This is a genomic window from Immundisolibacter cernigliae, assembly GCF_001697225.1.
Classification (GTDB): domain Bacteria; phylum Pseudomonadota; class Gammaproteobacteria; order Immundisolibacterales; family Immundisolibacteraceae; genus Immundisolibacter; species Immundisolibacter cernigliae.
In genome coordinates, this window is sequence record NZ_CP014671.1 from 2169496 (window position 1) to 2195485 (window position 25990).

The 25990-nt window shown below is 69.6% G+C and carries 25 protein-coding genes, 1 other RNA gene and 1 pseudogene; 9 read left to right on the forward strand and 18 right to left on the reverse strand.

The features are described from left to right. The first annotated feature begins 77 nt into the window (after positions 1 to 77). The 5 genes from guaB to PG2T_RS10330 all read left to right on the forward strand — a co-directional run bounded on the left by guaB (position 78) and on the right by PG2T_RS10330 (position 4713). The gene (guaB, locus tag PG2T_RS10310) at positions 78 to 1541 is read left to right on the forward strand and encodes an IMP dehydrogenase (RefSeq protein ID WP_068804921.1); all 1464 of its coding nucleotides are present in this window, start codon (positions 78 to 80) and stop codon (positions 1539 to 1541) included. 128 nt (positions 1542 to 1669) lie between these two features. Further along, a complete protein-coding gene (guaA, locus tag PG2T_RS10315; RefSeq protein WP_068804924.1) occupies positions 1670 to 3244 on the forward strand; it encodes a glutamine-hydrolyzing GMP synthase in 1575 nt (524 codons plus the stop codon). 52 nt (positions 3245 to 3296) lie between these two features. Further along, positions 3297 to 3575 (forward strand): type II toxin-antitoxin system RelE/ParE family toxin, encoded by a 279-nt coding sequence (locus PG2T_RS10320; protein WP_068804927.1) that lies wholly within the window; start codon positions 3297 to 3299, stop codon positions 3573 to 3575. Next, positions 3527 to 3913, forward strand: a complete 387-nt coding sequence (locus tag PG2T_RS10325; protein ID WP_418268538.1) for a HigA family addiction module antitoxin — start codon at positions 3527 to 3529, stop codon at positions 3911 to 3913. Before PG2T_RS10320 ends, PG2T_RS10325 begins: the two co-directional genes overlap by 49 nt. Beyond that, positions 3913 to 4713, forward strand: coding sequence for a hypothetical protein (locus PG2T_RS10330; RefSeq protein ID WP_068804933.1), 801 nt, complete (start codon positions 3913 to 3915; stop codon positions 4711 to 4713). The genes PG2T_RS10325 and PG2T_RS10330 overlap by 1 nt, the downstream gene beginning before the upstream one ends. Before the next feature lie 143 nt (positions 4714 to 4856). Here PG2T_RS10330 and PG2T_RS10335 read toward each other — a convergent pair whose 3' ends face one another. From PG2T_RS10335 to PG2T_RS10360, 6 genes and pseudogenes are all read right to left on the reverse strand, one after another. Beyond that, entirely contained in the window at positions 4857 to 5138 is a 282-nt protein-coding gene (locus tag PG2T_RS10335; protein WP_068804936.1) for a helix-turn-helix domain-containing protein, read from the reverse strand. After that, entirely contained in the window at positions 5135 to 5464 is a 330-nt protein-coding gene (locus PG2T_RS10340; RefSeq protein WP_202816310.1) for a type II toxin-antitoxin system RelE/ParE family toxin, read from the reverse strand. Before PG2T_RS10340 ends, PG2T_RS10335 begins: the two co-directional genes overlap by 4 nt. Before the next feature lie 166 nt (positions 5465 to 5630). Beyond that, positions 5631 to 6590, reverse strand: a complete 960-nt coding sequence (locus tag PG2T_RS10345) for a Nudix family hydrolase (protein WP_068804939.1) — start codon at positions 6588 to 6590, stop codon at positions 5631 to 5633. Between the two features lie 25 nt (positions 6591 to 6615). Next, positions 6616 to 7832, reverse strand: a pseudogene (gene argJ, locus PG2T_RS10350) (bifunctional glutamate N-acetyltransferase/amino-acid acetyltransferase ArgJ). A gap of 30 nt (positions 7833 to 7862) precedes the next feature. Continuing rightward, a complete protein-coding gene (gene secA, locus PG2T_RS10355) occupies positions 7863 to 10571 on the reverse strand; it encodes a preprotein translocase subunit SecA (RefSeq protein WP_068804942.1) in 2709 nt (902 codons plus the stop codon). A gap of 10 nt (positions 10572 to 10581) precedes the next feature. After that, the gene (locus tag PG2T_RS10360) at positions 10582 to 11511 is read right to left on the reverse strand and encodes a M23 family metallopeptidase (RefSeq protein WP_083214874.1); all 930 of its coding nucleotides are present in this window, start codon (positions 11509 to 11511) and stop codon (positions 10582 to 10584) included. Between the two features lie 62 nt (positions 11512 to 11573). Between PG2T_RS10360 and PG2T_RS10365 the strand changes: the two genes are divergently transcribed. Then, positions 11574 to 12038 carry a DciA family protein gene (locus PG2T_RS10365; RefSeq protein WP_068804946.1) on the forward strand — a complete coding sequence of 155 codons (465 nt, stop codon included), beginning with the start codon at positions 11574 to 11576 and terminating at the stop codon, positions 12036 to 12038. Between the two features lie 7 nt (positions 12039 to 12045). Here the strand turns inward: PG2T_RS10365 and metK are convergent, their stop codons facing one another. The 5 genes from metK to PG2T_RS10390 all read right to left on the reverse strand — a co-directional run bounded on the left by metK (position 12046) and on the right by PG2T_RS10390 (position 14637). Continuing rightward, positions 12046 to 13206: a methionine adenosyltransferase gene (gene metK, locus PG2T_RS10370; RefSeq protein WP_068804949.1), complete on the reverse strand. Its 1161-nt coding sequence runs from the start codon at positions 13204 to 13206 to the stop codon at positions 12046 to 12048. A gap of 73 nt (positions 13207 to 13279) precedes the next feature. Beyond that, positions 13280 to 13918 (reverse strand): 5-formyltetrahydrofolate cyclo-ligase, encoded by a 639-nt coding sequence (locus PG2T_RS10375; protein ID WP_202816312.1) that lies wholly within the window; start codon positions 13916 to 13918, stop codon positions 13280 to 13282. Further along, a non-coding RNA gene (ssrS, locus tag PG2T_RS10380) (6S RNA) lies at positions 13911 to 14098 on the reverse strand. Before ssrS ends, PG2T_RS10375 begins: the two co-directional genes overlap by 8 nt. A 12-nt stretch (positions 14099 to 14110) precedes the next feature. Next, positions 14111 to 14428, reverse strand: coding sequence for a cell division protein ZapA (gene zapA / locus PG2T_RS10385; RefSeq protein WP_068804952.1), 318 nt, complete (start codon positions 14426 to 14428; stop codon positions 14111 to 14113). Next, complete coding sequence (locus tag PG2T_RS10390) at positions 14425 to 14637, reverse strand: hypothetical protein (RefSeq protein ID WP_068804954.1); 213 nt, start codon at positions 14635 to 14637, stop codon at positions 14425 to 14427. The genes zapA and PG2T_RS10390 overlap by 4 nt, the downstream gene beginning before the upstream one ends. 158 nt (positions 14638 to 14795) lie before the next feature. On the opposite strand from PG2T_RS10390, the gene pepP reads away from it, so the two are divergent. The 3 genes from pepP to PG2T_RS10405 are packed head-to-tail and all read left to right on the forward strand — an operon-like array spanning position 14796 to position 18501. Next, positions 14796 to 16103 (forward strand): Xaa-Pro aminopeptidase, encoded by a 1308-nt coding sequence (gene pepP, locus PG2T_RS10395; protein WP_068804957.1) that lies wholly within the window; start codon positions 14796 to 14798, stop codon positions 16101 to 16103. Then, complete coding sequence (locus tag PG2T_RS10400) at positions 16100 to 17311, forward strand: FAD-dependent monooxygenase (protein ID WP_068804961.1); 1212 nt, start codon at positions 16100 to 16102, stop codon at positions 17309 to 17311. The genes pepP and PG2T_RS10400 overlap by 4 nt, the downstream gene beginning before the upstream one ends. Continuing rightward, a complete protein-coding gene (locus PG2T_RS10405) occupies positions 17308 to 18501 on the forward strand; it encodes a UbiH/UbiF/VisC/COQ6 family ubiquinone biosynthesis hydroxylase (protein WP_068804964.1) in 1194 nt (397 codons plus the stop codon). The genes PG2T_RS10400 and PG2T_RS10405 overlap by 4 nt, the downstream gene beginning before the upstream one ends. A gap of 22 nt (positions 18502 to 18523) precedes the next feature. On the opposite strand, the gene lipB is transcribed toward PG2T_RS10405, so the two are convergent. From lipB to mrdA, 7 genes are all read right to left on the reverse strand, one after another. Continuing rightward, positions 18524 to 19150 (reverse strand): lipoyl(octanoyl) transferase LipB, encoded by a 627-nt coding sequence (gene lipB, locus PG2T_RS10410; RefSeq protein ID WP_068804967.1) that lies wholly within the window; start codon positions 19148 to 19150, stop codon positions 18524 to 18526. After that, positions 19147 to 20022, reverse strand: a complete 876-nt coding sequence (locus PG2T_RS10415; protein ID WP_202816313.1) for a D-amino acid aminotransferase — start codon at positions 20020 to 20022, stop codon at positions 19147 to 19149. The genes lipB and PG2T_RS10415 overlap by 4 nt, the downstream gene beginning before the upstream one ends. A 4-nt stretch (positions 20023 to 20026) precedes the next feature. Next, on the reverse strand, positions 20027 to 21175 hold the full coding sequence (locus PG2T_RS10420) for a D-alanyl-D-alanine carboxypeptidase family protein (protein WP_068804970.1): 1149 nt from the start codon (positions 21173 to 21175) through the stop codon (positions 20027 to 20029). 97 nt (positions 21176 to 21272) lie between these two features. Next, positions 21273 to 22121, reverse strand: a complete 849-nt coding sequence (locus PG2T_RS10425) for a septal ring lytic transglycosylase RlpA family protein (protein ID WP_202816315.1) — start codon at positions 22119 to 22121, stop codon at positions 21273 to 21275. Then, entirely contained in the window at positions 22096 to 23073 is a 978-nt protein-coding gene (gene mltB / locus PG2T_RS10430) for a lytic murein transglycosylase B (RefSeq protein WP_068808211.1), read from the reverse strand. Before mltB ends, PG2T_RS10425 begins: the two co-directional genes overlap by 26 nt. Beyond that, positions 23070 to 24167, reverse strand: a complete 1098-nt coding sequence (rodA, locus tag PG2T_RS10435; RefSeq protein WP_068804973.1) for a rod shape-determining protein RodA — start codon at positions 24165 to 24167, stop codon at positions 23070 to 23072. The genes mltB and rodA overlap by 4 nt, the downstream gene beginning before the upstream one ends. Then, complete coding sequence (gene mrdA / locus PG2T_RS10440; protein ID WP_068804976.1) at positions 24164 to 25990, reverse strand: penicillin-binding protein 2; 1827 nt, start codon at positions 25988 to 25990, stop codon at positions 24164 to 24166. The genes rodA and mrdA overlap by 4 nt, the downstream gene beginning before the upstream one ends.

Here is a 25990-nt window from a genome sequence, read left to right on the forward strand (position 1 = left end):
CGGCAGGCGCATTGGCCGGCCTGCGGCGCCGGCCTATAATGGGCCGACCCTCAAGCTGCTGCCGCGGGTCGCCCCCTATGCGCATCGCCTACGAAGCCCTGACCTTCGACGACGTCCTGCTGATCCCGGCCTACTCGGACGTACTGCCGCGCGAGGTGGACCTCAGCTCCCGCGTCACGCGGGAGATTTCCCTGCGCATCCCGCTGCTGTCGGCAGCCATGGACACCGTTACCGAGTCCGGCCTGGGCATCTGCCTGGCCCTGCAGGGCGGCATGGGCATCATCCACAAGAACATGCCCCTCGAACGCCAGGCGGCCGAGGTGCTGCGGGTCAAGAAGTTCGAAAGCGGCGTCATCAAGAACCCCATCACCGCCCGGCCGGACATGAGCATCGGCGAGGTGATGGCGCTCACCCGGGCGCACCGCATCTCCGGCGTGCCGGTGGTGGACGGCGAGGATCTGGTGGGCATCGTCACCGCCCGCGACCTGCGCTTCGAGACCAATTACAGCGCGCCGGTGTCCAGCATCATGACCCCGCGCGCGCGCCTGCAGACGGTCCGCGAGGGCGCGCCGCGCGAGGACGTGATCGCCCTGCTGCACGCCCACCGCATCGAGAAAGTGCTGGTGGTGGACGACGACTTTCACCTGCGCGGCCTCATTACGGTCAAGGACATCGAAAAACAGACCCAGCACCCCAACGCCGCCCGCGACGACCAGGGCCACCTGCTGGTCGGCGCCGCGGTCGGTGTCGGCGAGAACGGCCGCGAGCGCGCGCTGGCGCTGATCGAGGCCGGCGTCGACGTGCTGGTGGTGGACACCGCCCACGGCCACACGCGCGGCGTGCTGGACATGGTGCGCTGGCTCAAGGCAGAGCAGCCGCAGGTGCAAGTGGTGGGCGGCAACGTGGCCACCGGCGAGGGCGCCCGCGCGCTGGTCGAGGCCGGCGCCGACGGCGTCAAGGTCGGCATCGGGCCGGGCTCGATCTGCACCACGCGCATGGTGGCCGGCGTCGGCGTGCCGCAGATCAGCGCCATCCACAACGCCGCCCAGGGCCTGGAAGGCACCGACGTGCCGCTGATCGCCGATGGCGGCGTGCGCTACTCGGGCGACCTGGCCAAGGCATTGGCCGCCGGGGCGCACACGGTGATGCTGGGCAACATCTTTGCCGGCACCGAGGAAGCGCCCGGCGAGGTCGAACTGTTCCAGGGCCGCTCCTACAAGTCCTACCGCGGCATGGGCTCGCTGGGCGCCATGGGTGGTCAGTACGGGTCCAGTGACCGCTACTTTCAGGACGGCAGCGAGGCCGAAAAGCTGGTGCCCGAGGGCATCGAAGGCCGCGTGCCGTACAAGGGCTCGGCGGTGCCGATCGTGCACCAGCTGTGCGGCGGCGTGCGCGCCAGCATGGGCTACACCGGCTGCCGCACGCTCGAGCAGTTCCGGCACAACACGCGCTTCGCCCGCATCACCGGCTCGGGCGTGGCCGAAAGCCACGTGCACGACGTGACGGTGACCAAGGAAGCGCCCAACTACCCGTCGTACTGAGCCGGCCGCCGGCAGCAAGTTTCCTTGTGGGAGGCCCGCCCCCGGGCCGAAAGCTTGATCGGAAGATTCGCGGCGGGGCGCCGCTCCCACAACGGCGCCGCTCCCACAACCTCGCCCCTGGCCCGCCCATGACCGACCTGCACGCCGACCGCATCCTGATCCTGGACTTCGGCTCCCAGTACACCCAGCTCATCGCCCGGCGCGTGCGCGAGCTTGGCGTCTACAGCGAAATCCACCCCTGGGACATGGACGCCGCCGCGCTGCGGGCGTTTGCGCCCAAGGGCATCATCCTCTCCGGCGGGCCGGAGTCGGTCACCGAGGCCGGCTCGCCGCGCGCGCCCGAGGTGGTCTGGTCGCTCGGCGTGCCGGTGCTGGGCATCTGCTACGGCATGCAGACCATGGCGGTGCAGCTCGGCGGCGCCGTTGAGCCCGGCGCGGTCAAGGAGTTCGGCTACGCCGAGATCCGCGCCCACGGGCATTCCAGGTTGCTCGACGGCATCGAGGACCGCGTCAATGCCGAGGGCCACGGCCTGCTCGACGTCTGGATGAGCCACGGCGATCGCGTGAGCGCGCTGCCGGAAGGCTTCAAGCGCATCGCCTCCACCGCCGACGTGCCGCTCGCCGGCATGGCCGACGAGGCGCGCGGCTATTACGCCTTCCAGTTCCACCCCGAGGTCACCCACACCACCCAGGGCACCCGCATCTACGCGCGCTTCGTGCACGAGATCTGCGGCTGCGGCAACGCCTGGACGCCCGGCAACATCATCGAGGACGCCATCGCCGCCGTGCGTCGGCAGGTCGGCGACGGCAAGGTACTGCTGGGCCTGTCGGGCGGGGTCGATTCGTCCGTGGTCGCCGCGCTGCTGCACAAGGCCATCGGCGACCAGCTCACCTGCGTGTTCGTCGATAACGGCCTGCTGCGCCATCAGGAGGGCGACCAGGTCATGCAGGTGTTCGCGCGCAACCTCGGCGTCAAGGTGATTCGGGTCGATGCCGAGGCGCGCTTTCTGGATGCGCTGCGTGGCGTGGCCGACCCCGAGGCCAAACGCAAGATCATCGGCGGGCTGTTCATCGACGTATTCGACGAGCAGGCCGCCCGGATCGAGGGCGTCGACTTCCTGGCCCAGGGCACCATCTACCCGGACGTGATCGAATCGGCCGGCAGCAAGACCGGCAAGGCACACGTCATCAAGAGCCACCACAACGTCGGCGGCCTGCCCGAGCACATGAAGCTGAAACTGGTCGAGCCGCTGCGCGAGCTGTTCAAGGACGAGGTGCGCGCCATCGGCCTGGAACTGGGCCTGCCGGCCGAGATGGTGCAGCGCCACCCCTTCCCCGGGCCGGGCCTTGGCGTGCGCATCCTCGGCGAAGTCACCAAGGCCGCCGCCGACACCCTGCGCCTGGCCGACCACATCTTCATCGAAGAACTGCGCCGCGCCGGCTGGTACGAGCGGACCAGCCAGGCCTTTGCCGTGTATCTGCCGGTCAAAAGCGTCGGCGTCACCGGCGACGGCCGCCGCTACGAGCCGGTGGTGGCCCTGCGCGCGGTCGAGACCGTGGACTTCATGACCGCCCGCTGGGCACACCTGCCCTACGAACTGCTGGACCTGTGCTCGCGGCGCATCATCAACGAAGTGCCGGGCCTGTCGCGCGTGGTCTACGACGTCTCCGGCAAGCCGCCGGCGACCATTGAGTGGGAGTGAGGGAGCCATCCTTTCCGCTTGACAGGTTCCGTATCGCGGAACATGCTTGCGCATGATCCGCGCATTCGCCTGTTCCGACACCGAAGCGCTTTTCCATAGCCGGTCGGTGCCGCGATTCAGGAACATCGAGCGCGTAGCGCGACGCAAGCTGCTGCAACTGCACGCCGCTACCGAGCTGACCAGCCTGAGGGTTCCTCCTGGCAACCAGCTCGAAGCGCTGAAAGGCGATCGCAAGGGGCAGCACAGCATCCGGATCAACGACCAGTGGCGCCTGTGCTTCGTTTGGCAAGACGACGGAGCGCACCAGGTCGAGATCGTGGACTACCACTAGGAGAGCAGGACATGGCGGAATTGCTGGAGGAAATCCACCCAGGCGAAATCCTGTTGGAAGAATTCATGAAGCCGATGGGCGTCACCGCGCGCCAACTAGCGGCCGACATCGATGTCTCCCCCAGCCGCATCAGCGAACTGGTCAACGGCCGCCGCCCGATCACCGCTGACACGGCGCTGCGCCTAGGCATCTATTTCGGCATGGACGCGCGGTTCTGGATGAACCTGCAAACGGAATACGACATGCGCGTCGCGACGCGCGAGCTGAAGGACAAGATCGCGCCGCGGATTCGGGTGCATGAGCGCGGAGCGGCGCGAACGTTCGGCTACCGTGGCTAATGGAATCTTGCGAAGGCGGACGGAGCCGGCGCTGCGAACGTGGCGATGAAAACCTGAACGAGTGGGAGGATCAGCTGGGTCAAATGGTGGCAAGCGTTGCGCCGCATCTTCCCGCCGACGAGATCTTGCACAGGTTGCGGGGGCCGATCCTGGCGCAGCCCGACGAGATCGCGATGCGACTGCTCACGCCGTTCACTGTGTCGCTGGTCTGCGGCGAAGTCCTCGATGCGCCTGATGTCCACGATGACACCCTGCGCCTGCTGCAGGCCGTGCTCGAACGAACGCTGGAGAACGACGATCTGCGCCGTTCGCCATACAACGACTGGCGCATGGGCGGCTTCGACCTGCCGCGGTTGGTCAAGTCGCTGCTCTTCGTGGTCGTCGAGCACGCCCCCGGCGCCACGCGCTTCGCCAACGGCCTCTGGGATGACCTTGGCAAGGTGATGCCGCTGGTTGACCGCATGGTGCGCGCCGCCGGCTGGCACCCCCACGTCGCGCACCAATTCGTCACGCTGTGCGAACGTTCCGGTGCCGCTTACCCGGCCGACACGTTCGCCGACCAAGTGCTGGCGCAGATCGTCGATGGGCGCCTGCCCGCAGGCTGGAAGGACACCTCGTTGCCGGCAGGGATTGCGGCTCTGGTGCAGGCGCACGCCGACCGACGGCATCCGTTGCCGGCTGCTCTGGCCCGCAAGCTGCTGCAGGTGCTTGACGCGCTCGTTGATCTTGGCGACCGTCGCAGCGCCGCCCTGCAACAGAGCGAGTCCTTTCGCGGAGTCCGCCTCTCGGCGCCAGCCTGAGGCGCTCTACGCGAGCGGGGCGCTCACCCGTCTTCGTTGTTGATCGAAAGCTCCCAGCAGCCCATCGAGGTGTTCGGTGAGGTCGGGAGGCGCAAAATTCTCGTTGCTCATGGCTTGGCCGCTCCCTTTTGGTGCCGCCCCCCTCAGGCGGCCTCCAGCACGCGCAGTTCGACATGTAGGCCAGCGGCGGCCACCATGTTGACGAGCGTATCGAGGGCGAACAGGTTGATTTTCCCGCGCAGTAGATCGGACACGCGCGGCTGCGTCACGCCGAGGCGGCGGGCCGCTTCGGTTTGGGTCCAACCCTTGGCGCGGATATGCTGTTCAAGCGCCATCATCAGGACCGAACGGAGCTTCATGTTCTCCGCTTGGGCCGCCGTGTCCTCGATGGCATCCCACACGCTGGCGAATGTTTCGTTGCTCATTGGTCTAGCTCCTTCACTAGATCGGCATAGCGCTTCGCGGCCATGTCCAAATCCGCCTTGCGGGTCTTTTGGGTTTTCTTCTGAAAGCAGTGAAGCACGTAGACCGCGTCGGCGAACCTGGCGACGTAGATCACCCGGAATACGCCGGCCTCATCCCGAATCCTGATTTCCTGCACACCCTTCCCAACCGTCGCCATTGGCTTCCAGTCGGAAGGGGCCTGCCCGTTCTGCACCTTGTCGAGTTGGTAGCCCGCTTCGCGCCGTGCCGGCTCCGGGAAGGCGCGCAGGTCCTCAAGGGCGCTGCCCAGGAACTTCAGCACTTTCACGGGGTGACTATGCAGAATTTTGTATAGGTCCGCAACGTGTGTTTGCGCATGGCTTTTGGATTGCAAATCCAAGTTTCGCGGTTCGAGTCGGCGTGAGCCAGCCGCTCTGATCCATGCGCCGTTGCCGCTGCGGCGGGGAGCTGTCTGCGCGGCTGACTACGGACGATCAGCCGCCGGCAGGGTCCCACAAGCCGCGCATCACGGCCACGCCCTGCCCGCCGTGCTCGCGGGCGGCGCGGGCCTGCTGCGGCTGCATGCCGCCCAGCGCGAAGACCGGCAAGGCGGCGCCTTCGACCAGCGCGGCGAAACGCGCCCAGCCGAGCGCCGGCCGGTCCGGATGGCTGGCCGTGACGGCAACCGGCGACAGCACGGCAAAGTCGCAGCCGATGCGGGCCGCATGGGCGAGTTCGGTCGCGTCGTGGCAAGACGCCGCGCACCAGGCGCCGGGCGGCAGAGGGCGCTGGCCGACCGCCGCCACGGCGCGCGCCGGCAGGTGGCGGCCGGCGCCGAGTTCCGCGGCAAGTTCCGTCAGCCAATCCGCCGCACCGTGCAACAGGACCTGCATGCCGACCGGCCGGGCCCGGGCCAGCACCGCGGCGGCCAGAGCGCGGTAGGTGCCGGCGTCCAGGTCCGGGCAGCGCAGGCACAGCAGGCGCACGCCGCCGGCGATGAGGCGCTCGACGCGGCGCAGACAATCCGCCTGATCGCTGAAATCACCGCTGATGGCGTAGACGTCGGGCAGTCGCGCGGCGCTGAGCAGCGGTCCGTCGGCGGGCGGCAAGTCGGCCGGATCGATGCGCTCGGCGGGCAACCAGCGCAGCGCCTGGCCTTGCAGGCCGAGCGGTTCGCCCTGCCAGGCGGTGACCTCATAGGTATGCAGCACCACGTCCCGAGTCGGGTAGGGGTGGCGGTGGCGGATCAGCGATTGGGTGGTCACGACCTCGATGCCGAGTTCTTCGCGCAGTTCGCGGGCGAGTGCCTGTTCCGGCATTTCGCCGGGCTCGAATTTCCCGCCCGGGAATTCCCAGCAACCGGCCAGGTGGGTGCCGGCCAGACGGCGCGTGAGCAGGATTTCGCCCGCGCGGCGCAGCACGCCGACGGCGACGTGGACCAGATCGCGGCTCATGGCTGCCGCACTGAAGCGCCCGCGGTCAGGTGCGGTACTCGGCGTTGATGCGCACGTAGTCGTAGGAGAAATCGCAGGTCCAGACGGTGGTCTGGGCGCCGCCGCGGCCAAGCTCGACGCGCACGGTGATTTCGTCCTGCGACATCACGGCCTGGCCGTGGGCCTCCGTGTAGTCGGCCGCCCGTGCGCCTTCGCGCACGATGCACACATCGCCCAGATACACGTTCACGCGCTCGATGGCCAGCGCGTCGAGGCCGGCATAACCGACGGCGGCCAGGATGCGGCCCCAGTTCGGATCGCTGGCGAAAAAGGCCGTCTTGACCAGCGGCGAACGGGCGATGGCGTAGGCGACCTGCGCGCACTCGGCGGCGTCGCGCCCGCCTTCGACGTGCACGGTGATGAACTTGGTGGCCCCCTCGCCGTCGCGCACGATGGCCTGCGCCAGCACGCGGCAGACCTCGTCCACGGCGGCCTGCAGCGCCCGTCCGGCTGGACTTGCCAGATCGTCCACCGTGACCGGGCCCTGACCGGTGGCGATCAGCACGCAGGCGTCGTTGGTGGAGGTGTCGCCGTCCACGGTGATGCGGTTGAAGCTGCCGCCCACGGCCCCCGCCAGGCAGGCCTGCAATGCCGGCTGCGCCACGGCGGCGTCGGTGGCCACGTAGGCCAGCAGGGTCGCCATGTTCGGATGGATCATCCCCGAGCCCTTGGCGACGCCGGTCACGGTGATCGGCCCCTGCGGGCTGGCGACGGTGACGCTGTGTCCCTTGGCCACGGTGTCGGTGGTCATGATGGCGCGGGCGGCGGCGCTCCAGCCGTCGGCATGCAGGCCGGCCAGGGCGGCAGGTAGCACGGCGCTGATGCGATTGACCGGCAACGGCTCGCCGATCACGCCGGTCGAGAACGGCAGCACGGACTGCGCCGGGCAGTCGCCCAGGCGCGCCAGTTCGGCACAGCAGGCAGCCGCGGCAGCCAGGCCCGCGGCGCCGGTGCCCGCGTTGGCATTGCCGCTGTTGATCAGCAGGAACCGCGGCGCAGCCGCGGCCAGGTGTTGCCTGGCCAGCGTCACGGGCGCGGCGCAGAAAGCGTTTTGTGTGAATACCGCCGCCACCCGGCTGCCGGGGCGAGTTCCAGCAGAACCACGTCGTCGCGGTCCGGCTTGCGTACGCCAGCGGCAACGGCCGCCAGGCGCACGCCGGCCACGGGGGTCAGCGCGTCGGGCGCGGCGAGGTTTACGGCCATGACGCTGCGTTTCGGACTATGCCCCGGCGCTCACTGAAGCTGGCCGTGGCACTGCTTGAACTTCTTGCCGGAGCCGCACGGGCACGGTTCGTTGCGGCCCACCTTGGGCATGCCGCGCACGAAGGGCGCCGCCGACGGGCGCTGGGCCAGGGCCACGTCGGCTTCCTCGGCCTGGGCCTCGCCTTCCAGCGCACCTGCCGGAGCGTGTTGGTAGTCGTATTCGCCGGCTGGGCGGCGCTGGCGCTCGACCGCTTCCACGTCTTCTTCGGCGCGCACCTGCACGCGCAGCAGGGTGGTGGCGACGTCGGTCTTGACCCGATCGAGCATCTGCGTGAACAGGGTGAAGGCCTCGCGCTTGTATTCCTGCTTGGGATTTTTCTGGGCGTAGCCGCGCAGGTGAATGCTGTGACGCAGGTGATCCATGGCCGCCAGATGGTCCTTCCAGTGGCTGTCGAGCACCTGCAGCATGACCGCCTTCTCGAAGTGGCGCATGACGGCCGGCTCGACCCGGGACTGCTTTTGCGCAAGTTCGGCTTCGATGATTTCGACCAGCCGGGCACGCAGCGCGGTGGCGTCCATGTCCGGTTCGCTGGCCAGTTCCAGCGGGTCGCAGGCGCTGCCCAGTTCGTCGTGCAGCGCTTCCTTCAGGCCGGCCAGATCCCATTGTTCTTCCACGCTGCCGGGCGGCAGGTAGCGGTCCACGGTGGCGCCGACCACATCGCCCACCATGGCCAGCACGGTGCCGGACACGTCGTCGGCTTCCAGCAGTTCGTTGCGCTGCTGGTAGATCAGCTTGCGCTGTTCGTTGGCGATGTCGTCGTATTCGAGCAATTGCTTGCGCATGTCGAAGTTGCGGCCTTCGACTTTCTTTTGTGCATTCTCGATGGCACGCGTCACCCAGCGGTGCTCGATCGCTTCGCCCGGTTCCAGACCCAGCTTCTGCATCCAGCCGGATACCCGGTCCGACGCAAAGATGCGCATCAGGTCGTCCTGCAGGGACAGATAGAAGCGCGACGAGCCGGGGTCGCCCTGGCGCCCGGAGCGGCCGCGCAGCTGGTTGTCCACACGCCGGGATTCGTTGCGCTCGGTGCCGGCCACGTGCAGGCCGCCCAGTTCGACCACCTTGTCGTGCTGGGCCTGCCAATCGCTGCGGATGCGTTCGCGCTCGGCCGGATCCTCGACGCCGTGCAGGCGCGCTTCCAGGTTGCCGCCCAGCACGATGTCGGTGCCGCGGCCGGCCATGTTGGTGGCGATGGTGACGGCGCCCACTTCGCCGGCGGCGGCAATGATCTGCGCTTCCTGCTCGTGGTACTTGGCGTTGAGCACCTGGTGCGGGATGTTGGCCTTCTTCAGCCGCGCGGACACCAACTCGGAGGTTTCGATGGAGGCGGTGCCGACCAGCACCGGCTGGCCGCGGCCGTGGCAGTCGGTGATGTCGGCCAGCACGGCGTCGTATTTCTCGTCCACCGTCAGGAACACCTGATCGCCGTGATCCTTGCGCACCATCGGCCGGTGCGTGGGAATGACCACCACTTCCAGGCCGTAGATCGAGTGCAGCTCGAAGGCTTCCGTGTCGGCGGTGCCGGTCATGCCCGACAGCTTGTCGTAGAGGCGGAAGTAGTTCTGGAAGGTGATGGTGGCCAGGGTCTGGTTTTCTTGCTTGACCGGCACCTTTTCCTTCGCCTCGACCGCCTGGTGCAGGCCCTCGGACCAGCGCCGGCCGGGCATCAGCCGACCGGTGAACTCGTCCACGATGATCACTTCGCCGTTGTTGACCACGTAATGCACGTCGCGCTGGAACAGCGTGTGGGCGCGCAGCGAGGCGTTCAGGTGGTGCATCAGGGTGATGTTGGCCGCGTCGTACAGGCTCTCGCCCTCGCCCAGCAGGCCGGCCTGGGCAAGCAGCTCCTCGGCGTGCTCGTGGCCGGCGTCGGTCAGCAGCACCTGACGGGTTTTCTCGTCGACGTGGTAGTCGCCCGGGCCGTCGGTTTCGGTCTGGCGCGTCAGGCGCGGGATCAGCACGTTGACCTTGGCGTACAGCTCGGTGCTGCCCTCGGACGGGCCGGAGATGATCAGCGGCGTGCGCGCCTCGTCGATGAGGATCGAATCCACTTCGTCGACGATGCCGTAGCTTCTGCGCTGCACGCGGTCGGCAGCCGTGAAGGCCATGTTGTCGCGCAGGTAGTCGAAACCGAATTCGTTGTTGGTTCCGTAGGTGATGTCGGCCGCGTAGGCGGCCTGACGCGCCGCCTGGTCCAGGTTCGACACGATGATGCCGGTGCTCAGGCCCAGGAACTCGTAGACCCGGCCCATCCAGCCGCCATCGCGGCGCGCCAGGTAGTCGTTCACCGTCACCACGTGCACGCCCTTGCCGGCGAGCGCGTTCAGGTAGGCCGGCAGTGTGGCGACCAGGGTCTTGCCCTCGCCGGTGCGCATCTCGGCGATCTTGCCCTCGTGCAGCACCATGCCGCCGACCAGCTGTACATCGAAGTGGCGCATGCCCAGCACCCGGCCAGCCGCCTCGCGCACCAGGGCGAAGGCTTCCGGCAGCAGCTGGTCCAGGGTTTCGCCGTTGGCGTGGCGCTGCTTGAGGGTGTCGGTCCATTGCCGCAGCTGGGCGTCGGTCAGCGCCTCGAACTGCGGCGCCAGCGCGTTGATGCGCCCGACGGACTTGAAATAGCGCTTCACTTCGCGCTGGTTGCGGCTGCCGACGATGCGCCGCACAAGGGACTGGAGCATGTGGCCGGCCTCAGCGGGTGGCCGTGCGCAGCGGCTCGCCGGCCGCCAGCGCGCCGAGGTAATCGGCCGGATTCATGAGTCTGCCGCCACGCAGCACCTCAAGGTGCACATGCGAGCCGGTGGCGTGGCCGGTGCGGCCGACGCGAGCGATGACCTGACTGCGTTTCACTGTCTGACCTTTGGTAACCAGATTGGCCTGATTGTGGGCATACCGGGTGCGAAATCCGTTGCCGTGATCGATCTCGACCACGTTGCCGTAGCCGCTTTCCCAGCCGCTGCCGACCACCACGCCGTCCGCCATGGCCTGGATCGGCGCGCCCTGCGGGGCACGAAAATCGATGCCGGGGTGAAACTCCCGCCGGCCGCTGAACGGGTCGCTGCGGCTGCCGAAGTACGACGACAGCTGCGCGCCGGGCACCGGCGATGGCAGGTCCGGGCCGCGCTCGACGAGGCCGGCGCCGATGACCCGGTCGAGCACCGAAAATTGCGCTGCGCGGCGATCGATCTGCCGCGACAAACCGTCCAGCTCGGCCACGAAATCGACCACCGCGAAGGGCGGCTCGCCGGCCGGACCGCTGGTCAGCGGGGCGTCGAAATCGAAGGCATCCGGCGCCAGCCGGGCCGCTTCGCTTACGCGCTGTCCGACCGCCTCCAGCTGCGTCAGGCGGCCCTGCAGTTCACCCAGTCGGCTGGCGAGGGCCTGGGCCTGGGCGCGTGCGCTCAGCAGGGTGTCGTCCAGCTGCGAGCGCTGCGCGCGCAGCTCGTGGCGAACGGCCTTGCGTTCGCGCAGCGCTTCGGCCAGCGGCAGGCTCGCACCCAGCGCAAAACTGCCGGCCAGGGCGCCCAGCACCAGGCCGCCGAGCGCCAGCAGGGTAGGTCCGTGCAGACTGAGGCTGCGCTGGCCGCCGGTGCGGAGCCAGTGAATGTGCAGGCTGATCATCGCGGAACACTATAATCCGGGCGGTCGCCAAGCCATGGGAGGCCGGACCGGGGGCAGGCATTATGGGTTCCCAGCAACACCTTCACAAGCTGCTGGCGGCTGCCGGCGGACCGCTTGCGCAGCTGCTGCATGCGAGTGAGGAACACGCCAGACTGCTGGCGCAGCTCAGGCAGCGCCTGCCGCCGGACCTCGCCGCGGCATTGCGCAGTGCGGCCCTGGACCGTGGCCGTCTGCGTCTGGGTGTCAGCGGCAGCGCCTGGGCGGCGCGCCTGCGTTTCATGGCGCCGCAGCTGTGCCGGCAGCTGGCCGACTGGCCCTACGGCCCGGTCGACGCGGTGCAGGTGCACGTGGCCGCGCCGACCGGCGCGGCAGCATCGGCTGCGCCGCCGGTGCCGGTACCGCTCAGCAGCGCCAGCCGGGAACACCTCGAAACAGTGGCCAAAACCACTGCCGATCCGCGACTGGCGGCGGCGCTGCGCGCCCTCGCCGGCAGCAGTGAACAGCCGGCCGGCAGCGCCGAGGCCTGACCGACTCTCAGCTGGCCGCGGCGCGCAGGGCCTCGGCGCGGTCGGTGCGCTCCCAGGTGAAATCCGCCTCGTCGCGACCGAAGTGGCCATACGACGCCGTCGCCCGGTAGATCGGCCGCTTCAGGTCCAGCATGCGCAGGATGCCGGCCGGGCGCAGGTCGAAGTGCTCGCGCACCAGGCGCGTCAGGGTGAGGTTGCTGACCTGGCCGGTGCCGAATGTGTCGACCATGATCGAGGTCGGCTCGGCCACGCCGATGGCGTACGACACCTGCACCTCGCAGCGCTCGGCAAGACCCGCGGCGACGATGTTCTTGGCCACGTAGCGGGCGGCGTAGGCGGCCGAACGGTCGACCTTGGACGGATCCTTGCCGGAGAACGCGCCGCCGCCGTGGCGGGCCATGCCGCCGTAGGTGTCGACGATGATCTTGCGCCCGGTGAGGCCCGCGTCGCCCATTGGCCCGCCGATCACGAAGCGCCCGGTCGGGTTGACGTGGATGATCGGGTCATCCTTGAGCCAGTCGCCCAGCACCGGCTTGATGATTTGCTCGACCACCGCCGCTCGCAGGTCGGTCTGGCTGATTTCGGGCGCGTGCTGGGTGGACAGCACCACGGTGTCGATGTGCACCGGGCGGCCGCCCTCGTACAGGAAGCTGACCTGGCTCTTGGCGTCCGGACGCAGCCACGGCAGGGTGCCGTTCTTGCGCAGCTCGGCCTGGCGGCGCACCAGGCGGTGCGCGTAGGTGATCGGCGCCGGCATCAGCACGTCGGTCTCGCGGCAGGCATAGCCGAACATCAGGCCCTGGTCGCCGGCGCCCATGTCTTCCGGGTCGGCCCGGTCAACGCCCTGGTTGATGTCCGAGGACTGCTTGCCCAGCGCATTGATGACCGCGCAGGTTTCCCAGTCGAAGCCCATGTCCGAGCTGGTATAGCCGATGTCCTTGATCACGCCGCGGATGATGTCTTCGGTCTCGATGAAGACGTCCTTCTTGACCTTGATCTCGCCCGCCACCATGGCCAGCCCGGTCTTGGTCAGGCTCTCGCAGGCCACGCGCGCGTCCGGGTCCTGCGCCAGGTAGGCGTCCAGGATGGCGTCCGAAATCTGGTCGCAGATCTTGTCGGGATGGCCTTCGGACACCGACTCCGAGGTGAACAGGTAGCTGTCGGACATGAACTGATCCCCGGCTGACGGATGAGTGATGGGGCCTCGCGGGGCCGGCATTAGAGCATAGCGCCCGGGCGCCTCAAAGCAGCCCGAACAGGTGGCGGTGGCGCTCGGTGATCACGGCGTCCAGCGGCACGTCCCAGGCCCGGCGCGGCAGGCCCTCGACGCGCTGGCGGTCGAAGGCAACACCGACCAGGCGCGGCCGGTGCCAACAGCCCGGGCGCAGAAAGGCGAAGCTGCGGTCGTAGTAGCCACCGCCCATGCCCAGCCGATTGCCGGCCATGTCGAAACCCACCAGCGGCAGCAGCACCAGGTCCAGCATGCGCGGCGCCAGCCATTCCCGGCGCGGGACGAGCGGCTCCGCGATACCGAAGCGGTTGCGGCGCAGCGGCGCCCCGGGCCACCAGGGCGCGAAATGCAGATGCCCATCCCGCTGCGGGCAAAGCACCGGCAGGTAGCAGGCCTTGCCGGCCACGAAGGCGCGCGCCAGAGCCGGCAGCGGGTCGATCTCGCCATCGGCCGGCCAGTAGCCGGCCACGCGCGAGGCGCGCTGAAACGCCGGCAGGGTCGATAACTTTCGGGCCACCGCGGCAGCGGCCAACCGGCGCGCGGATCGGCCGATCTGCCGGCGCCCGGCGCGCAGGCTGCGGCGCAGGGCGGGCAGGGCAACGGCCGCTGACGGGTCGTCGTCAGCGGCCGTGAAATCAGGGGGTTCCACCACTTGTGCCGTTGCGGTTCGTCACTCTTGAACCTGATGGTTCAAGGTGGAAGCAGGGGCCGGCCATCAGGCTTCCCGCTACCAGGGCGGTCCTGCACACAGGCCGGCGAACAGCTTCCAAAGCTTGCGCTTTGTGGTTCAAGAAAATGATTGATCCACTCACGAACACCGCAGTGGAACCCGGGCCCATCATTACCCGGAATGGGGTGTTGGCTCAAGTGTGCGCAGGGCGGCGGTCAGGCGGCCTTCGAGCGCGCTCAGCCGTTCCAGGGCGGCCGACCGGTCCAGGCGGGTGCTGCGCTCCTGCAGCAGTTCGTTGACGACGTTGAGCGCCACCAGCACCAGCAGGCGGTCGTTGCCGACCACCCGCCCGCCGCGGCGCAGCTCCCGCAGCCGCTCGTTCAGGTAATCGGCACTGGCGAGCACCGCATCGCGCTGTTCGCCGGATGCGGCGATCACGTACTCGCGTTCGAGCACCCGCACTGCCACGCCCCCGGTATCCCTGCTCATGGCTGCTCCATGTTCTTCAGGCGCGCGATCATGGTCTCGACCCGGCCGCGCGCGGTGTTGGCCTTGTCCATCAGTTCGGCGCGTTCGGCAAGCAGCTGGTGATGCCGGGCGCGCATGGCCCGGTACTCCAGAACGAAGCCCTCGATCCGCTGTACGGCGGCCTGCAGGCGTTCCTCCAGTGCCGCCAGCGCCTCGTCCTGCTGTGCCATGGTCTGTGCTCCCGGGATGCCCGACGTGGACAGGGGCCGGCTATGATCTATCAAGCCGGCCGGAAAATGCCGTGCCGGATATTCTCCGGCCAGCAAGGGCCTGGCTGCACGCGCACCGGACCCGCCCGCACCGCCATCAACCAGCCGCCAGCCACGCCATGTCCCCGAAAGAATTCGCCGCCCGCCGCCGCGCCCTGATGCAGCAGATGGACGGCGGCATCGCCATCGTCCCGACCAACCCGCACCACCTGCGCAACCGCGACACGGAGTTTCCGTTTCGCCCGGATAGCGATTTCCAGTACCTGACCGGCTTTGCCGAGCCCGAGGCGGTGGCGGTGCTGATCCCGGGCCGGCCGCAGGGTGAGTACATCCTGTTCTGCCGCGAGCGCGACCCGGCCAAGGAAACCTGGACCGGCCGCCGCGCCGGGCCGGAAGGTGCGCGCGAGCACTTCGGCGCCGACGACGCGTTCCCGATCGCGGATCTCGACGACATCATGCCGGGCCTGCTGGAGAACCGCGGCAAGGTGTTCTACAGCCTGGGCGCGCACGGCGAGTTCGATCAGCGCGTGCTCGGCTGGGTCAACAGCCTGCGCAGCAAGAGCCGCGCCGGTGTGCACGTACCCAGCGAGTTTGTGGACCTGGGTCATCTGCTGCACGACCTGCGCCTGTTCAAGAGCGCGGCCGAGATGAAGGTGATGCGCCGCGCGGCCGACATCTCCGCCGCCGCTCACTGCCGCGCCATGCGCGTGTGCCGGCCGGGCATGTGGGAGTACCAGATCGAGGCCGAGCTGCGGCACGAGTTCATCCGCGAGGGCGCGCGCCTGCCGGCCTACGAGCCGATCGTCGGCGGCGGCGCCAACGGTTGCATCCTGCATTACGTGGAAAACAACGCCCGCCTGAACGACGGCGAGCTGCTGCTGATCGACGCCGGCTGCGAGCTGGACTGCTACGCCGCCGACATCACGCGCACCTTCCCCATCAACGGCCGCTTCAGCCCGGAGCAGAAGGCCCTGTACGAGATCGTGCTGGACGCCCAGTACGCCGCCATCGACAAGGTGCGCCCCGGCAACCACTGGAACGAACCGCACGAGGCGGCGGTGGAGGTGCTGACCGCCGGCCTGCTGCGCCTGGGCATCCTCAAGGGCGAGCTCAAACAACTGATCGAGGAAGGCGCCTACCGGCCCATGTACATGCACCGCACCGGCCACTGGCTGGGCATGGACGTGCACGACGTGGGCGAGTACAAGCTCGGCGACGCCTGGCGGGTGTTCGAGCCGGGCATGGTCACCACGGTCGAGCCGGGGCTGTACATCGCTGCCGGCACGCCGGGAGTGGCAAAAAAGTGGTGGAACATCGGCATCCGCATCGAGGACAACGTGCTGGTCACCCGCCGCGGGCACGAGATCACCACCGGTGGCGTGCCCAAGACGGTGGCCGACATCGAAGCCCTGATGGCCGCCGCGTGAGCACCGACTGCGATGTGCTGATTGCCGGCGCCGGGCCGGCCGGCGCGGCGCTGGCCTGTGCGCTGGCGCCGCTGCCGCTGCGCGTGTGGCTGGTCGATGCCGCGCCGCCACCGGCGCCCGGGCAGCCGGATCGGCGCGCCCTGGCGCTGGGTCTGGGCAGCCAGCGCATCCTGCAGGGCCTTGGCGTGTGGTCGGCACTGGCGCCGCAGGCGGCGCCGATCGCGCGGCTGGAAGTCACCGAAAAAGGCTGGCCGGGCGTGACCCGTATGGCGGCGGCGGATGTCCGCGCACCGGCGCTCGGTTGGGTGGTGGGCGATCTGGTCCTGCAGCGCGCCCTGCTGGCGCGTGTCGCCGAAACTGCGGTGATGTGCCGCGCGGCGGCGGTGACCGCGCTGGCGCCGCGCGCCGGCGCGCTCGGCGTCACCCTGACCGGCCCCGATGGGGACACCGCGGTCAGCACGCGCCTGCTGGTGGCGGCCGACGGCAGCGACTCGACCGTGTGTCGGCTGGCCGGCCTGCCCCGGCGGGCGCGCCAGATTCAGGACAGCGTGCTGCTGGCGCAGCTGAGCACCGATCGGCCGCACGCCGGCACGGCGCACGAACGCTTCGCCGCCAGCGGCCCGATGGCGCTGCTGCCCGGTGCCGGGGCGGGCGACTACACGCTGGTCTGGACTCTGCCGCACGAGCGCGCCGACGACCTGGCCGCGCTTCCGACGCAGCATCTGACGCCGATTGCGCAGGAGGCCTTCGGCTGGCGGGCCGGCAAGTTTCTTGGCCTGTCGAATCCACGCAGCGTGCGCCTGGCCGAGAGCTGGCTCGTGCAGGCGACCGGCGAGCGGGTGCTGGCCATCGGCAACGCCGCCAACACGCTGCACCCGATCGCCGCGCAGGGCTTCAACCTCGGGCTGCGCGACGTGGCGGAGGTGGCCGGGCTGCTGGCCGCAGCGGTGGCGGGCGAGGCTGATCCGGGCGCTGCCAGTCTGTTGGCGGCGTATCAGCGTGCGCGCCAGGCTGACTGGCGGCAGTTGCGGCAGGTCACCGGCTGGTTGCCGCGGCTGTTCGAGAACCCGGCCCCGCCGCTGGCGGGCGCCCGTGGTCTGGGCCTGGCGGCACTGGACCTGCTGGCCCCAGTCAAGCGGCGTTTGATGACGCGCGCCATGGGCCTGGGCGGCGCGCAAAACCGCCTGCAACGCGGCAGCTGGCCATGAGCGACTGCGAGGTGCTGATCGTGGGCGCCGGCATCACCGGCACCACACTGGCGCTGGCGCTGGCCGATGCGGGGGTCGCGGTCACGGTGCTGGACCGGGAGGCGGCCCCGTCGCTGCCGGCGCCGGGACAGCCGCTCGACGTGCGCGTCAGCGCCATCCACGCCGCGGCCGTCGGCCTGCTGGAGCGCCTGGGCGCCTGGCCGCTTTTGCCTGCGGCCTGCCGGGCGCCGTTCGGCCGCATCCAGGTGTGGGACGCCGCTTCGGTTGGCAGCATCCGCTTCGACAGCGCGGAAATCGGCCAGCCGTGGCTGGGCTCGATTACCGAGAACCGGGCCCTGGTTGCCGCGCTGCACGCGCGCCTGGCCGAGCTGCCGGCGGCGCGCGTGCTCGCCCCTGCCTTGCTGGATGACTGGGAGGTCCGGGCGGACCGGGCGATCGTGCGCCTTGGCGATGGCCGCGAACTGACGGCGCGCTTGCTGGTTGGCGCCGACGGCAGGGCCTCGCCGCTGCGCCTGCGGGCCGGGATCGGCGCCAGTGCCGACGATTTTGGGCAATGCGCCCTGGTCGCTCATGTCGCCACCGAGCGCCCGCACGCCGACACCGCCCGCCAGCGTTTCTTAGCCACCGGACCGCTGGCCTTTCTGCCGCTGGCCGATGGCCGCTGCTCGATCGTCTGGTCCACCACGCCGCCCGAGGCGCAGCGCCTGGCGGCACTGCCGGCGGGCGAGTTCATGCAGGAACTGGGGCTTGCCTTCGAGCACCGCCTGGGCGAGATCACCGCCATCGGCGAGCGGGCTGTCATCCCGCTGCGTGGGCTGGAAGCGAGCCGTTACGTCGGGCCGCGGCTGGCGCTGATCGGCGACGCGGCGCATGTGGTGCATCCGATGGCCGGTCTGGGAGCCAATCTGGGCATCGGCGACGCGGCGGCGCTGGCGCGAGTGGTGATCGCCGCCCTGCACGGCGGGCGCGATCCGGGGCTCCTCCAGACGCTGCGTCCTTACGAGCGGGCGCGGCGCAGCCAGAATCTGCCGGTGGTGCAGGCCATCGTCGGCTTGCACCGGCTGTTCACAGCGGGTGCGTCGCCGCTGCGCGCCCTGCGCGGCGCGGGGCTGCTGGCGGTGGACCGGGCAGGTCCGCTCAAGCGGCTGCTGACGACGGCGGCCTGCGGCCTGGCGGACGGGGCATTCTGATTGAGCGGGCCGACTGCACCGGTCAGTCGGACAGCTGCCGGCCAAGTAGCCCGGCCAAAGTGCTGGCCAGGCACTCGCCGATCCGCTGCGGGTCCGCAGCGGCCGGCGCCAGGGTGCGCAGGTCCGTGACCGCGAGCCCGGGGTAGCCACAGGGGTTGATGCGCTCGAAGGGGGTCAGGTCCATGGCCACGTTCAGGCTCAGGCCGTGGTAGCAACAAGCCCTGCGTATGCGAAGCCCCAGCGCGGCGATCTTGGCGCCCGCCACGTACACGCCCGGCGCACCGGCGCGCCGTTCACCGGCAAGGCCCAGTGGGGCAAGAAGATCGATGACCGTCTGCTCCAGCGTGGTGACCAGCGCCTTGATGCCAATGTCGGCGCGTTTCAGATCGAGCAGCGTGTACAGCACGACTTGCCCCGGTCCGTGGTAGGTGACCTGGCCGCCGCGGTCGCAGCGCACGACCGGGATGTCGCCGGCGTCCAGCACGTGTTCGGGTTTGCCGGCCAAACCCAGCGTGAACACCGGCGGGTGCTGCACCAGCCACAGCTCGTCAGAGGTGTCCGCCTCGCGGCGGTCGGTGAAGTCCTGCATGGCGACCAGACAGGCGGCGTAATCCACCCGCCCCAGCCGGCGCAGGCGCAGCGCGCTCACTGGGCGCGCAGGTCGGCCTTGAAGGCCTGGTAGGCGTCCCACACCCGCCGCCAGACCGGACCCGGCTGGCCGTCGCCGACCGGCGCGCCGTCGAGCTGCGTGACCGCCAGCACTTCCTTGGTGGAGCTCGACAGCCAGATCTCGTCGGCCGCCAGCAGTTCCTTCAGGCGCAGCGGCCGCTCGTCGACCCGCAGGTCGACCTGCGCCGCCAGTTCCAGTACCAGGTCGCGGGTGATGCCGTGCAGCAGCCAGTTGCTGGGCGGCGGCGTGACCACCGCGCCATCGATGACGACGAACACGTTGGCGGCGGCGCCTTCGGTGACCCAGCGCCCGCGATGCAGGATGGCTTCGTCGGCGCCGGCGTCGATGGCCTGCTGGCGCAGCATGGCCGCGCCCTGCAGCGAGATCGACTTGATCTGGCACCACTGCCAGCGGATGTCGGCCAGGCTGACGGCTTTCAGGCCCCGCTCGACCTGATTGGTCGGCACCGGCTTGAGTGCGCGCGGCATGGCGAACACGGTCGGCGGGCAGTCCGGAAAGGCATGATCGCGCGGCGCCACGCCACGGGTGACCTGCAGGTAAATGGACGCATCGCCGCCGCCGTGGCGGCTGAGCAGTTCGGTCAGGATTTCCGCCCAGCGCTGGGCCGGGTACGGGTTGGCGATGCGCGCCTCGGCCAGACTGCGCTCCAGGCGCGCGATGTGTGCGTCAAGGCGCAGGTAATGCCCGCCGTAGGCAGGGATTACCTCGTATACGCCATCGCCGTAGATGAAGCCGCGGTCCAGCGGATGCACGCGCGCCTGCGACAGCGGCACGAAAGCGTCGTCGAAATAAACCGGAATGTCGGCCTCGTTCGGCAGCGCTGAGGCCACCGCCTTACTCCTGCCACCACAGGCGGGCGGCGTCGATGGCGCGCCTGAAGATGTTGCCCTCGCCGACGTCGGCCAGCGCCACCAGCGGGCGCTCCATCAGAACCTCGTCGCCGAGCTTCACCCGCAGCGTGCCCTGCGCCGAGCCCTTGGCCACCGGTGCGGTCAGGCGCGGGGCCACTTCCACCGAGGCGGCCAGTTCGGCGTACTTGCCGCGCGGCACGGTGATGTAGGCATCCTCGGCCAGACCGAGCGGCACCGAGCTCTCCTGCCCGCCGAACACCGGCGCGTCGGTGCGTTTCTCGCCGGCCGGATAGAGGCGGTGGGTCTCGTAGAAGCGAAAACCCCAGTTAAACAGCGCCTGCGCTTCCTGGAAGCGCGAGCGGTCGCTGGCGCTGCCCATGATGACCGCGATCAGGCGCATGTCCTCGCGCTGGGCGGAGGTCACCAGGCAGTAGCCGGCGGCCTCGGTGTAGCCGGTCTTGAGGCCATCGACGCTCTTGTCCCAGAACAACAGCCGGTTGCGGTTCGGCTGGGTGATGTTGTTCCAGGTGAAGGACTTGAGCGCGTACCAGGGGTAGTAATCGGGGAAATCGCGAATGGTGGCCGCCGCCAGGTGCGCCATGTCGAGCGGGCTGGAGTAGTGATCGTCCGCCGGCAGGCCGTGCGAGTTCACGAAATGGGTTTGCGTGAGTCCGAGCCGCTTGGCGTGGGCGTTCATCAGGTCGGCAAAGGCCGTCTCGGTGCCGGCCATGTGCTCGGCCAGCGCCAGCGTGGCGTCGTTGCCGGACTGCGTCAGCACGCCGTGCACCAGCACCTCGACCGGCACCGGCTTGGCCGGGTCGATGAAGCTGCGCGAACCGCCGGTGCGCCAGGCCTCGGCGCTGATGGTGATTTCCTCGTCCAGCTTGAGCTCGCCTTTCTTGAGCGCATCGAAGGCCACATAGGCGGTCATGATCTTGGTCAGGCTGGCCGGCGGTTGCGGCACTTCCGGGTCCTTGGCGGTCAGTATCTGGCCGGTGTGGTAGTCGTACAGCAGGTAGCTGCGGGCCCCCAGCTGCGGGGCGCTGGGCACCGGTACCGGCGCCGCGGTGGCGGCGGCCGTCAGAAACATCAGGCCGAACGCGCGGCGGACAAGGGCATATCTGGATTGCATGGTGACTCTTGGATAAGTGAATGGCCGCTGCCGGTGGGAGGCAACTGGCCGGCGAAAGCAGTGTTATGGATCCGGAAATCCTGACGATGTCGGTGAATCAGGGCGCCGGCAGGCGCAGGGCCGACAGGCCGAGCGCCCCCAGTCGGGCGACGGTCTGTTCCACCAGCGCCTGCGGCAGCGGGCCGACCCGCACCCGGTGCAGCCAGCGATTGTCGCTGTTGGCCGGCTGCACGCTGACCGGCGCCAGCGCCTCGCCGCGCAGGCGATTGGCCAGGCGCTGCGCGGCAACAGCCTCGCCAAAGGCGCCGACCTGCAGGTAGACCGCGTCGGTCGGCAGTGGTTGCGCGCCCGGCGATGCGCTGGCCGTGATGACCGCCGGCGCCGACGATCCGCCCGGCAGCACAGCGCGCACCTCGACCGGTCCGCTGCCGTGGCCGACCAGGCCCAGCTTGGCCGCGGCCACGTAGGACAGATCGATCAGCCGGCCGCGCCTGAACGGTCCGCGGTCGTTGATTCTAACGACCACGCTGCGGCCGTTGGCCAGATGCGTGACCCGCGCGTAGCTCGGAATCGGCAGGGTCGGGTGCGCGGCGGTCATGGCGAGCATGTCGTAACGCTCGCCGTTGGCGGTCGGGCGGCCGTCGAACTCGCGTCCGTACCAGCTGGCGATGCCGCGCGCCTGGTAGCCGGCGGCGCTGGCCAGCGGCCGGAACGCGACGCCTTCGACCTCATACGGGCGCAGGCACGGCTGGCACAGGGCTTCGGCGCGCGGCACCGCATCGGGGATGGCGTCGATGTCCACCGCCGTGGTCGGCGGGCCGTCCTTGCGGTAGTCCGGCCCGGGCCGGCTACCGGGACCGGCGCAGCCGGCCAGAAGCAGCACCAGCAGCAGCGCCAGCCAGCCGGCGGCGGCATGGGGTTCAGGGTGAGGCCGGGTGCTGCGCACCGATGGCTGCCGCCAGTTGCGTGACCGCCATCGCGTACAGCGCGCTGTGGTTGTAGCGGGTGATGGCGTAGAAATTCTGGAAGCCCAGGTGGTATTCGTCCCCCTGCTCGGCCTCCAGGCGAATCAGCGCTGCCTTGCGTGTGCCAGGCGCGGCCCCAGGGGCGCTGACGCCCCCGGCAAGCAGCTGGCTTACGGTGTGCTTCAGGGCCGGATCGGTCCCGCCCAGGCTGGCCGCGGCGGGCGTTGCCGTGGCCGCAGCGGTGATCGGCTGGCCCGCTTCCCAGCCGTGGCGGCGCAGGTAATTGGCCACGCTGCCGATGGCGTCGGCCGGGCTGCCGAGCAGGTCGCGCCGGCCGTCCTGGTCGAAATCCACCGCGTAGGCGCGGTAGCTCGACGGGATGAACTGCGGCAGACCCAGCGCGCCGGCATAGGAGCCGTTCAGGCCGGCCAGGTCCAGCCGCTCCTCGCGGCCCAGCAGCAGCAGTTCGCGCAGTTCGCGGCCAAAGAAAGCACTGCGCGGCAGGCCGGCGATGGTCAGCGTGGTCAGCGCGTCGAGCGCCCGGTAGCGACCGGTGACGGCGCCGTAACGGGTCTCCACGCCGATGATGGCGGTGATGATCGATGCCGGCACGCCGTGTTCGCGCTCGGCCCGTGCCAGCAGCGCGGCGTGCTCGTTCCAGAAGGCCACGCCGCCGTCGATGCGCTGCTGGGTCAGGAAGATCGGCCGATAGCGGTGCCAGGGCATCTTCTCGGCCGGGCGGGTGATGGCGTCGATGATGCTCTGGTGGAACTGCGTGCCCGCCAGCAGGCGCTCGACATCGGCCCGCGCGAAACCGTCCTGGCTGACCAGGGTATCGATCAGGGCCTGCAGGGGCGGATGTTCGGCCAGCGGCACGGCCGGGGCCGGCGCGGCGCTGCCCAGCGCCAGCAGCAGGGCGGCCAGGCGCCTCATGCCGGCCACAGTTTGCGGTGGGCGCGGATGCCCATGAGCATGCCGAACCCGAGCATCAGGGTAACCATCGAAGTACCTCCATAGCTGACCAGCGGCAGCGGTACGCCGACCACCGGGAGCACGCCGCTGACCATGCCGATATTGACCACGACATAAACGAAAAACGTGGACATCAGCCCGCCGCCCAGCAGCCGGCCAAAACCGTCGCTGGCCTGCATGGCGATGTTCATGCCGCGGCCGATGATAAAGCCGTACAGCAGCAGCAGGCCGATGGCGCCCAGCAAGCCGAATTCCTCGCCGAACACGGCGAACACGAAGTCGGTGGCGCTCTCGGGCAGGAATTGCAGGCGCGTCTGCGTGCCTTCGAGCCAGCCCTTGCCGTAGAAACCGCCCGAGCCGATGGCGATCGTGGACTGGATGATGTGGTAGCCGGTGCCCAGCGGGTCGCGCTGCGGATCGAACAGGGTCAGCACCCGCTGGCGCTGGTAGTCATGCATGCCATATAGCCACATCAGCGGTGCAGCGGCAGCCGCCAGCCCTGTGAAAAGGCCGATCACCCGCCAGCTGAGGCCGGCCAAAAACAGCACCGACAAACCCGCTGCCGCCACCAGCAGCGAGGTGCCCAGATCCGGCTGAGCGGCGATCAGCAGCACCGGCAGGAGCGCCAGCGCGGCGCTGGCGACGACATCGCGTGCGGTTGGGGGCAGCGCGCGGTCGCTCAGATACCGCGCCGCCATCATCGGCACCGCCAGCTTGGCCAGCTCGGACGGCTGGAAGCGCAGGGGCCCCAGATCCAGCCAGCGCTGCGCGCCGTGGCCGATGGCGCCAATGGCGTCCACCACGATCAGCAGAATGATCGTCAGCAGGTAGAACGGCGCTGCCAGGCGCTGCAACCAGCCGACCGGCACCTGCGCCGCGACCAACAGCAGCAGCAGCCCGATTCCCACCCGAATGCCCTGACTCCTGGCCGCCGGCAGGGACTCGCCGCCGGCGCTGTAGGCGAGCATCAGGCCGACCGAGCACAGGCCCAGCAGGCCGACCAGCAGCGCCCAATCGACGTTGACCCGCCGCCAGGCGGTGATCCAGTCGCTCATGATCCGCCCGTTCGCGCCAGCCAGGCATCGAGCACCTGGCGGGCCACCGGAGCGGCGGTGCCGCTGCCCGAGCCGCCGTGCTCGACGATCACCGACAGCGCAATGCGGGGAGCTTCCAGCGGCGCGTAGGCGATGAACAGGGCGTGATCGAGCAGGTGCCGGGCCACGTTGCGACCGCGGTCGTCGGCGCGCTGGCTCATGGCGAACACCTGCGCGGTGCCGGTCTTGCCGGCCGCGCTGTACGGTGCATCGGCGAGCGCGCGAAAGGCCGTACCGCCCGGCGCCACCACGGCATGCATGGCATCGGCAATGATCTGCCACTGCTCGGCGCTGACCTGGGACAGCCGGTCGGGTACCGCCGCCGGCTCCCCAAGGGGCGCCGGTACCAGCCGGGGAGGGGGCGTGCGGCCACGGCTGGCGATCAGTGCCGTGGCATAGGCCAGCTGCAACGGCGTGGCGGTGTTGTAACCCTGGCCGATGCCGGCGATCAGCGTCTCGCCCGGATACCAGGGCGCCTTGCGGGCACTGCGCTTCCAGGCCTGCGACGGCAGCAGGCCAGCCTGCTCGCCGGGCAGGTCGATGCCGGTGCGCGCACCCAGCCCGAAACGGCCCAGTTGCTCATGCATGCGGTCGATGCCCAGTTTCAGGGCCAGGTCGTAGAAGTACACATCGCAGGACTGCGATATCGCCCGCCGCATGTCCACGCGGCCGTGGCCGTGACGCTGCCAGCAGCGGAAGCGGTGCGCCGAATTGCCCAGCGTGTACCAGCCCGGGCACCACACGTGGTGGTCGGCGGTGGCCACCCCGCTGGCCAGTCCGGCCAGTGCCATCAGCGGCTTGATGGTCGACCCGGGCGGATAGAGCCCGCGCAGGGCGCGGTCGGTCAGGGGTCGCTCGGGATTGTTCAGCAGGCCACGGTAGTCCTCGCTGCCGATGCCACCGACGAACAGGTTCGGATCGAAGGCCGGCTCGCTGACCATGGCCAGCACATGACCGCTGACCGGGTCCATTGCCACCACGGCGCCCGGACGCCCTGCCAGCGCGGCCTGTGCCGCCCGCTGCAGATCGACGTCCAGATCCAGTCGCAGCGGCGTTCCGGGCTGCGCGCGGATGCGATCGAGCACGCGCAGGCGCCGACCGTGGGCGTCCACCTCCGTTTGCTGGTAGCCGACCCGGCCCTGCAGCAGCGCGTCGTAGGATTTCTCGATACCGCTCTTGCCGGTGCTGTCGGTGGCCCGCTGCTCGGCGCTGGCCTGCGCCAGTTCGGCCTCGCTGACCCGACCGACGTAACCGACCACGTGCGCGGTCAGCGCCCCCTGCGGGTAGTGGCGCGACAGGTCGCCGCGCAGTTCGACGCCGGGGAATCGATGACGGTTGGCGGCAAAGCGCGCCGCTTCGGTGTCGTCCAGATTGCGGCGCAGCAGCAAGGCCTCGAAGCGCGGACGGATGCGGCGCAGACTGGCGAAACGCTCCAGGTCGGGCTGGCGCAGGTCGATCAGGCGGCCCAGCGCCGCCAGCGTGGCGGCCGTGTCCGGCACGTTCTCGGGGGTCAGGTACAGGCTGAAACTGGATACGTTCTGGGCCAGCAGCGTGCCGTTGCGGTCGGTGATGACGCCCCGTGCCGGCGCAATCACCTCGGCGCGGATGCTGTTGTCCTGGGACGCCGTGGCATAACGGTCGTGCTGCACGACCTGCAGGAAGCTCAGGCGGGCCAGCAGCCCGGCGCCGGCCAGGGCCATCAACACCAGCAACAGGGTCACGCGTCGGCGAAACAGGCGCAGCTCGGCCGCCGGGTCCTTGATCGTCTGATGCCGGCGCGCCAT

Coding starts and splice junctions, on each gene's coding strand:
- guaB (WP_068804921.1), top strand. CDS start 78: ATGCGCATCGCCTACGAAGCCCTGACCTTCGACGACGTCCTGCTGATC.
- guaA (WP_068804924.1), top strand. CDS start 1,670: ATGACCGACCTGCACGCCGACCGCATCCTGATCCTGGACTTCGGCTCC.
- PG2T_RS10320 (WP_068804927.1), top strand. CDS start 3,297: ATGATCCGCGCATTCGCCTGTTCCGACACCGAAGCGCTTTTCCATAGC.
- PG2T_RS10330 (WP_068804933.1), top strand. CDS start 3,913: ATGGAATCTTGCGAAGGCGGACGGAGCCGGCGCTGCGAACGTGGCGAT.
- PG2T_RS10335 (WP_068804936.1), bottom strand. CDS start 5,138: ATGAGCAACGAAACATTCGCCAGCGTGTGGGATGCCATCGAGGACACG.
- PG2T_RS10345 (WP_068804939.1), bottom strand. CDS start 6,590: ATGAGCCGCGATCTGGTCCACGTCGCCGTCGGCGTGCTGCGCCGCGCG.
- secA (WP_068804942.1), bottom strand. CDS start 10,571: ATGCTCCAGTCCCTTGTGCGGCGCATCGTCGGCAGCCGCAACCAGCGC.
- PG2T_RS10360 (WP_083214874.1), bottom strand. CDS start 11,511: ATGATCAGCCTGCACATTCACTGGCTCCGCACCGGCGGCCAGCGCAGC.
- PG2T_RS10365 (WP_068804946.1), top strand. CDS start 11,574: ATGGGTTCCCAGCAACACCTTCACAAGCTGCTGGCGGCTGCCGGCGGA.
- metK (WP_068804949.1), bottom strand. CDS start 13,206: ATGTCCGACAGCTACCTGTTCACCTCGGAGTCGGTGTCCGAAGGCCAT.
- zapA (WP_068804952.1), bottom strand. CDS start 14,428: ATGAGCAGGGATACCGGGGGCGTGGCAGTGCGGGTGCTCGAACGCGAG.
- PG2T_RS10390 (WP_068804954.1), bottom strand. CDS start 14,637: ATGGCACAGCAGGACGAGGCGCTGGCGGCACTGGAGGAACGCCTGCAG.
- pepP (WP_068804957.1), top strand. CDS start 14,796: ATGTCCCCGAAAGAATTCGCCGCCCGCCGCCGCGCCCTGATGCAGCAG.
- PG2T_RS10405 (WP_068804964.1), top strand. CDS start 17,308: ATGAGCGACTGCGAGGTGCTGATCGTGGGCGCCGGCATCACCGGCACC.
- PG2T_RS10420 (WP_068804970.1), bottom strand. CDS start 21,175: ATGCAATCCAGATATGCCCTTGTCCGCCGCGCGTTCGGCCTGATGTTT.
- mltB (WP_068808211.1), bottom strand. CDS start 23,073: ATGAGGCGCCTGGCCGCCCTGCTGCTGGCGCTGGGCAGCGCCGCGCCG.
- rodA (WP_068804973.1), bottom strand. CDS start 24,167: ATGAGCGACTGGATCACCGCCTGGCGGCGGGTCAACGTCGATTGGGCG.
- mrdA (WP_068804976.1), bottom strand. CDS start 25,990: ATGGCGCGCCGGCATCAGACGATCAAGGACCCGGCGGCCGAGCTGCGC.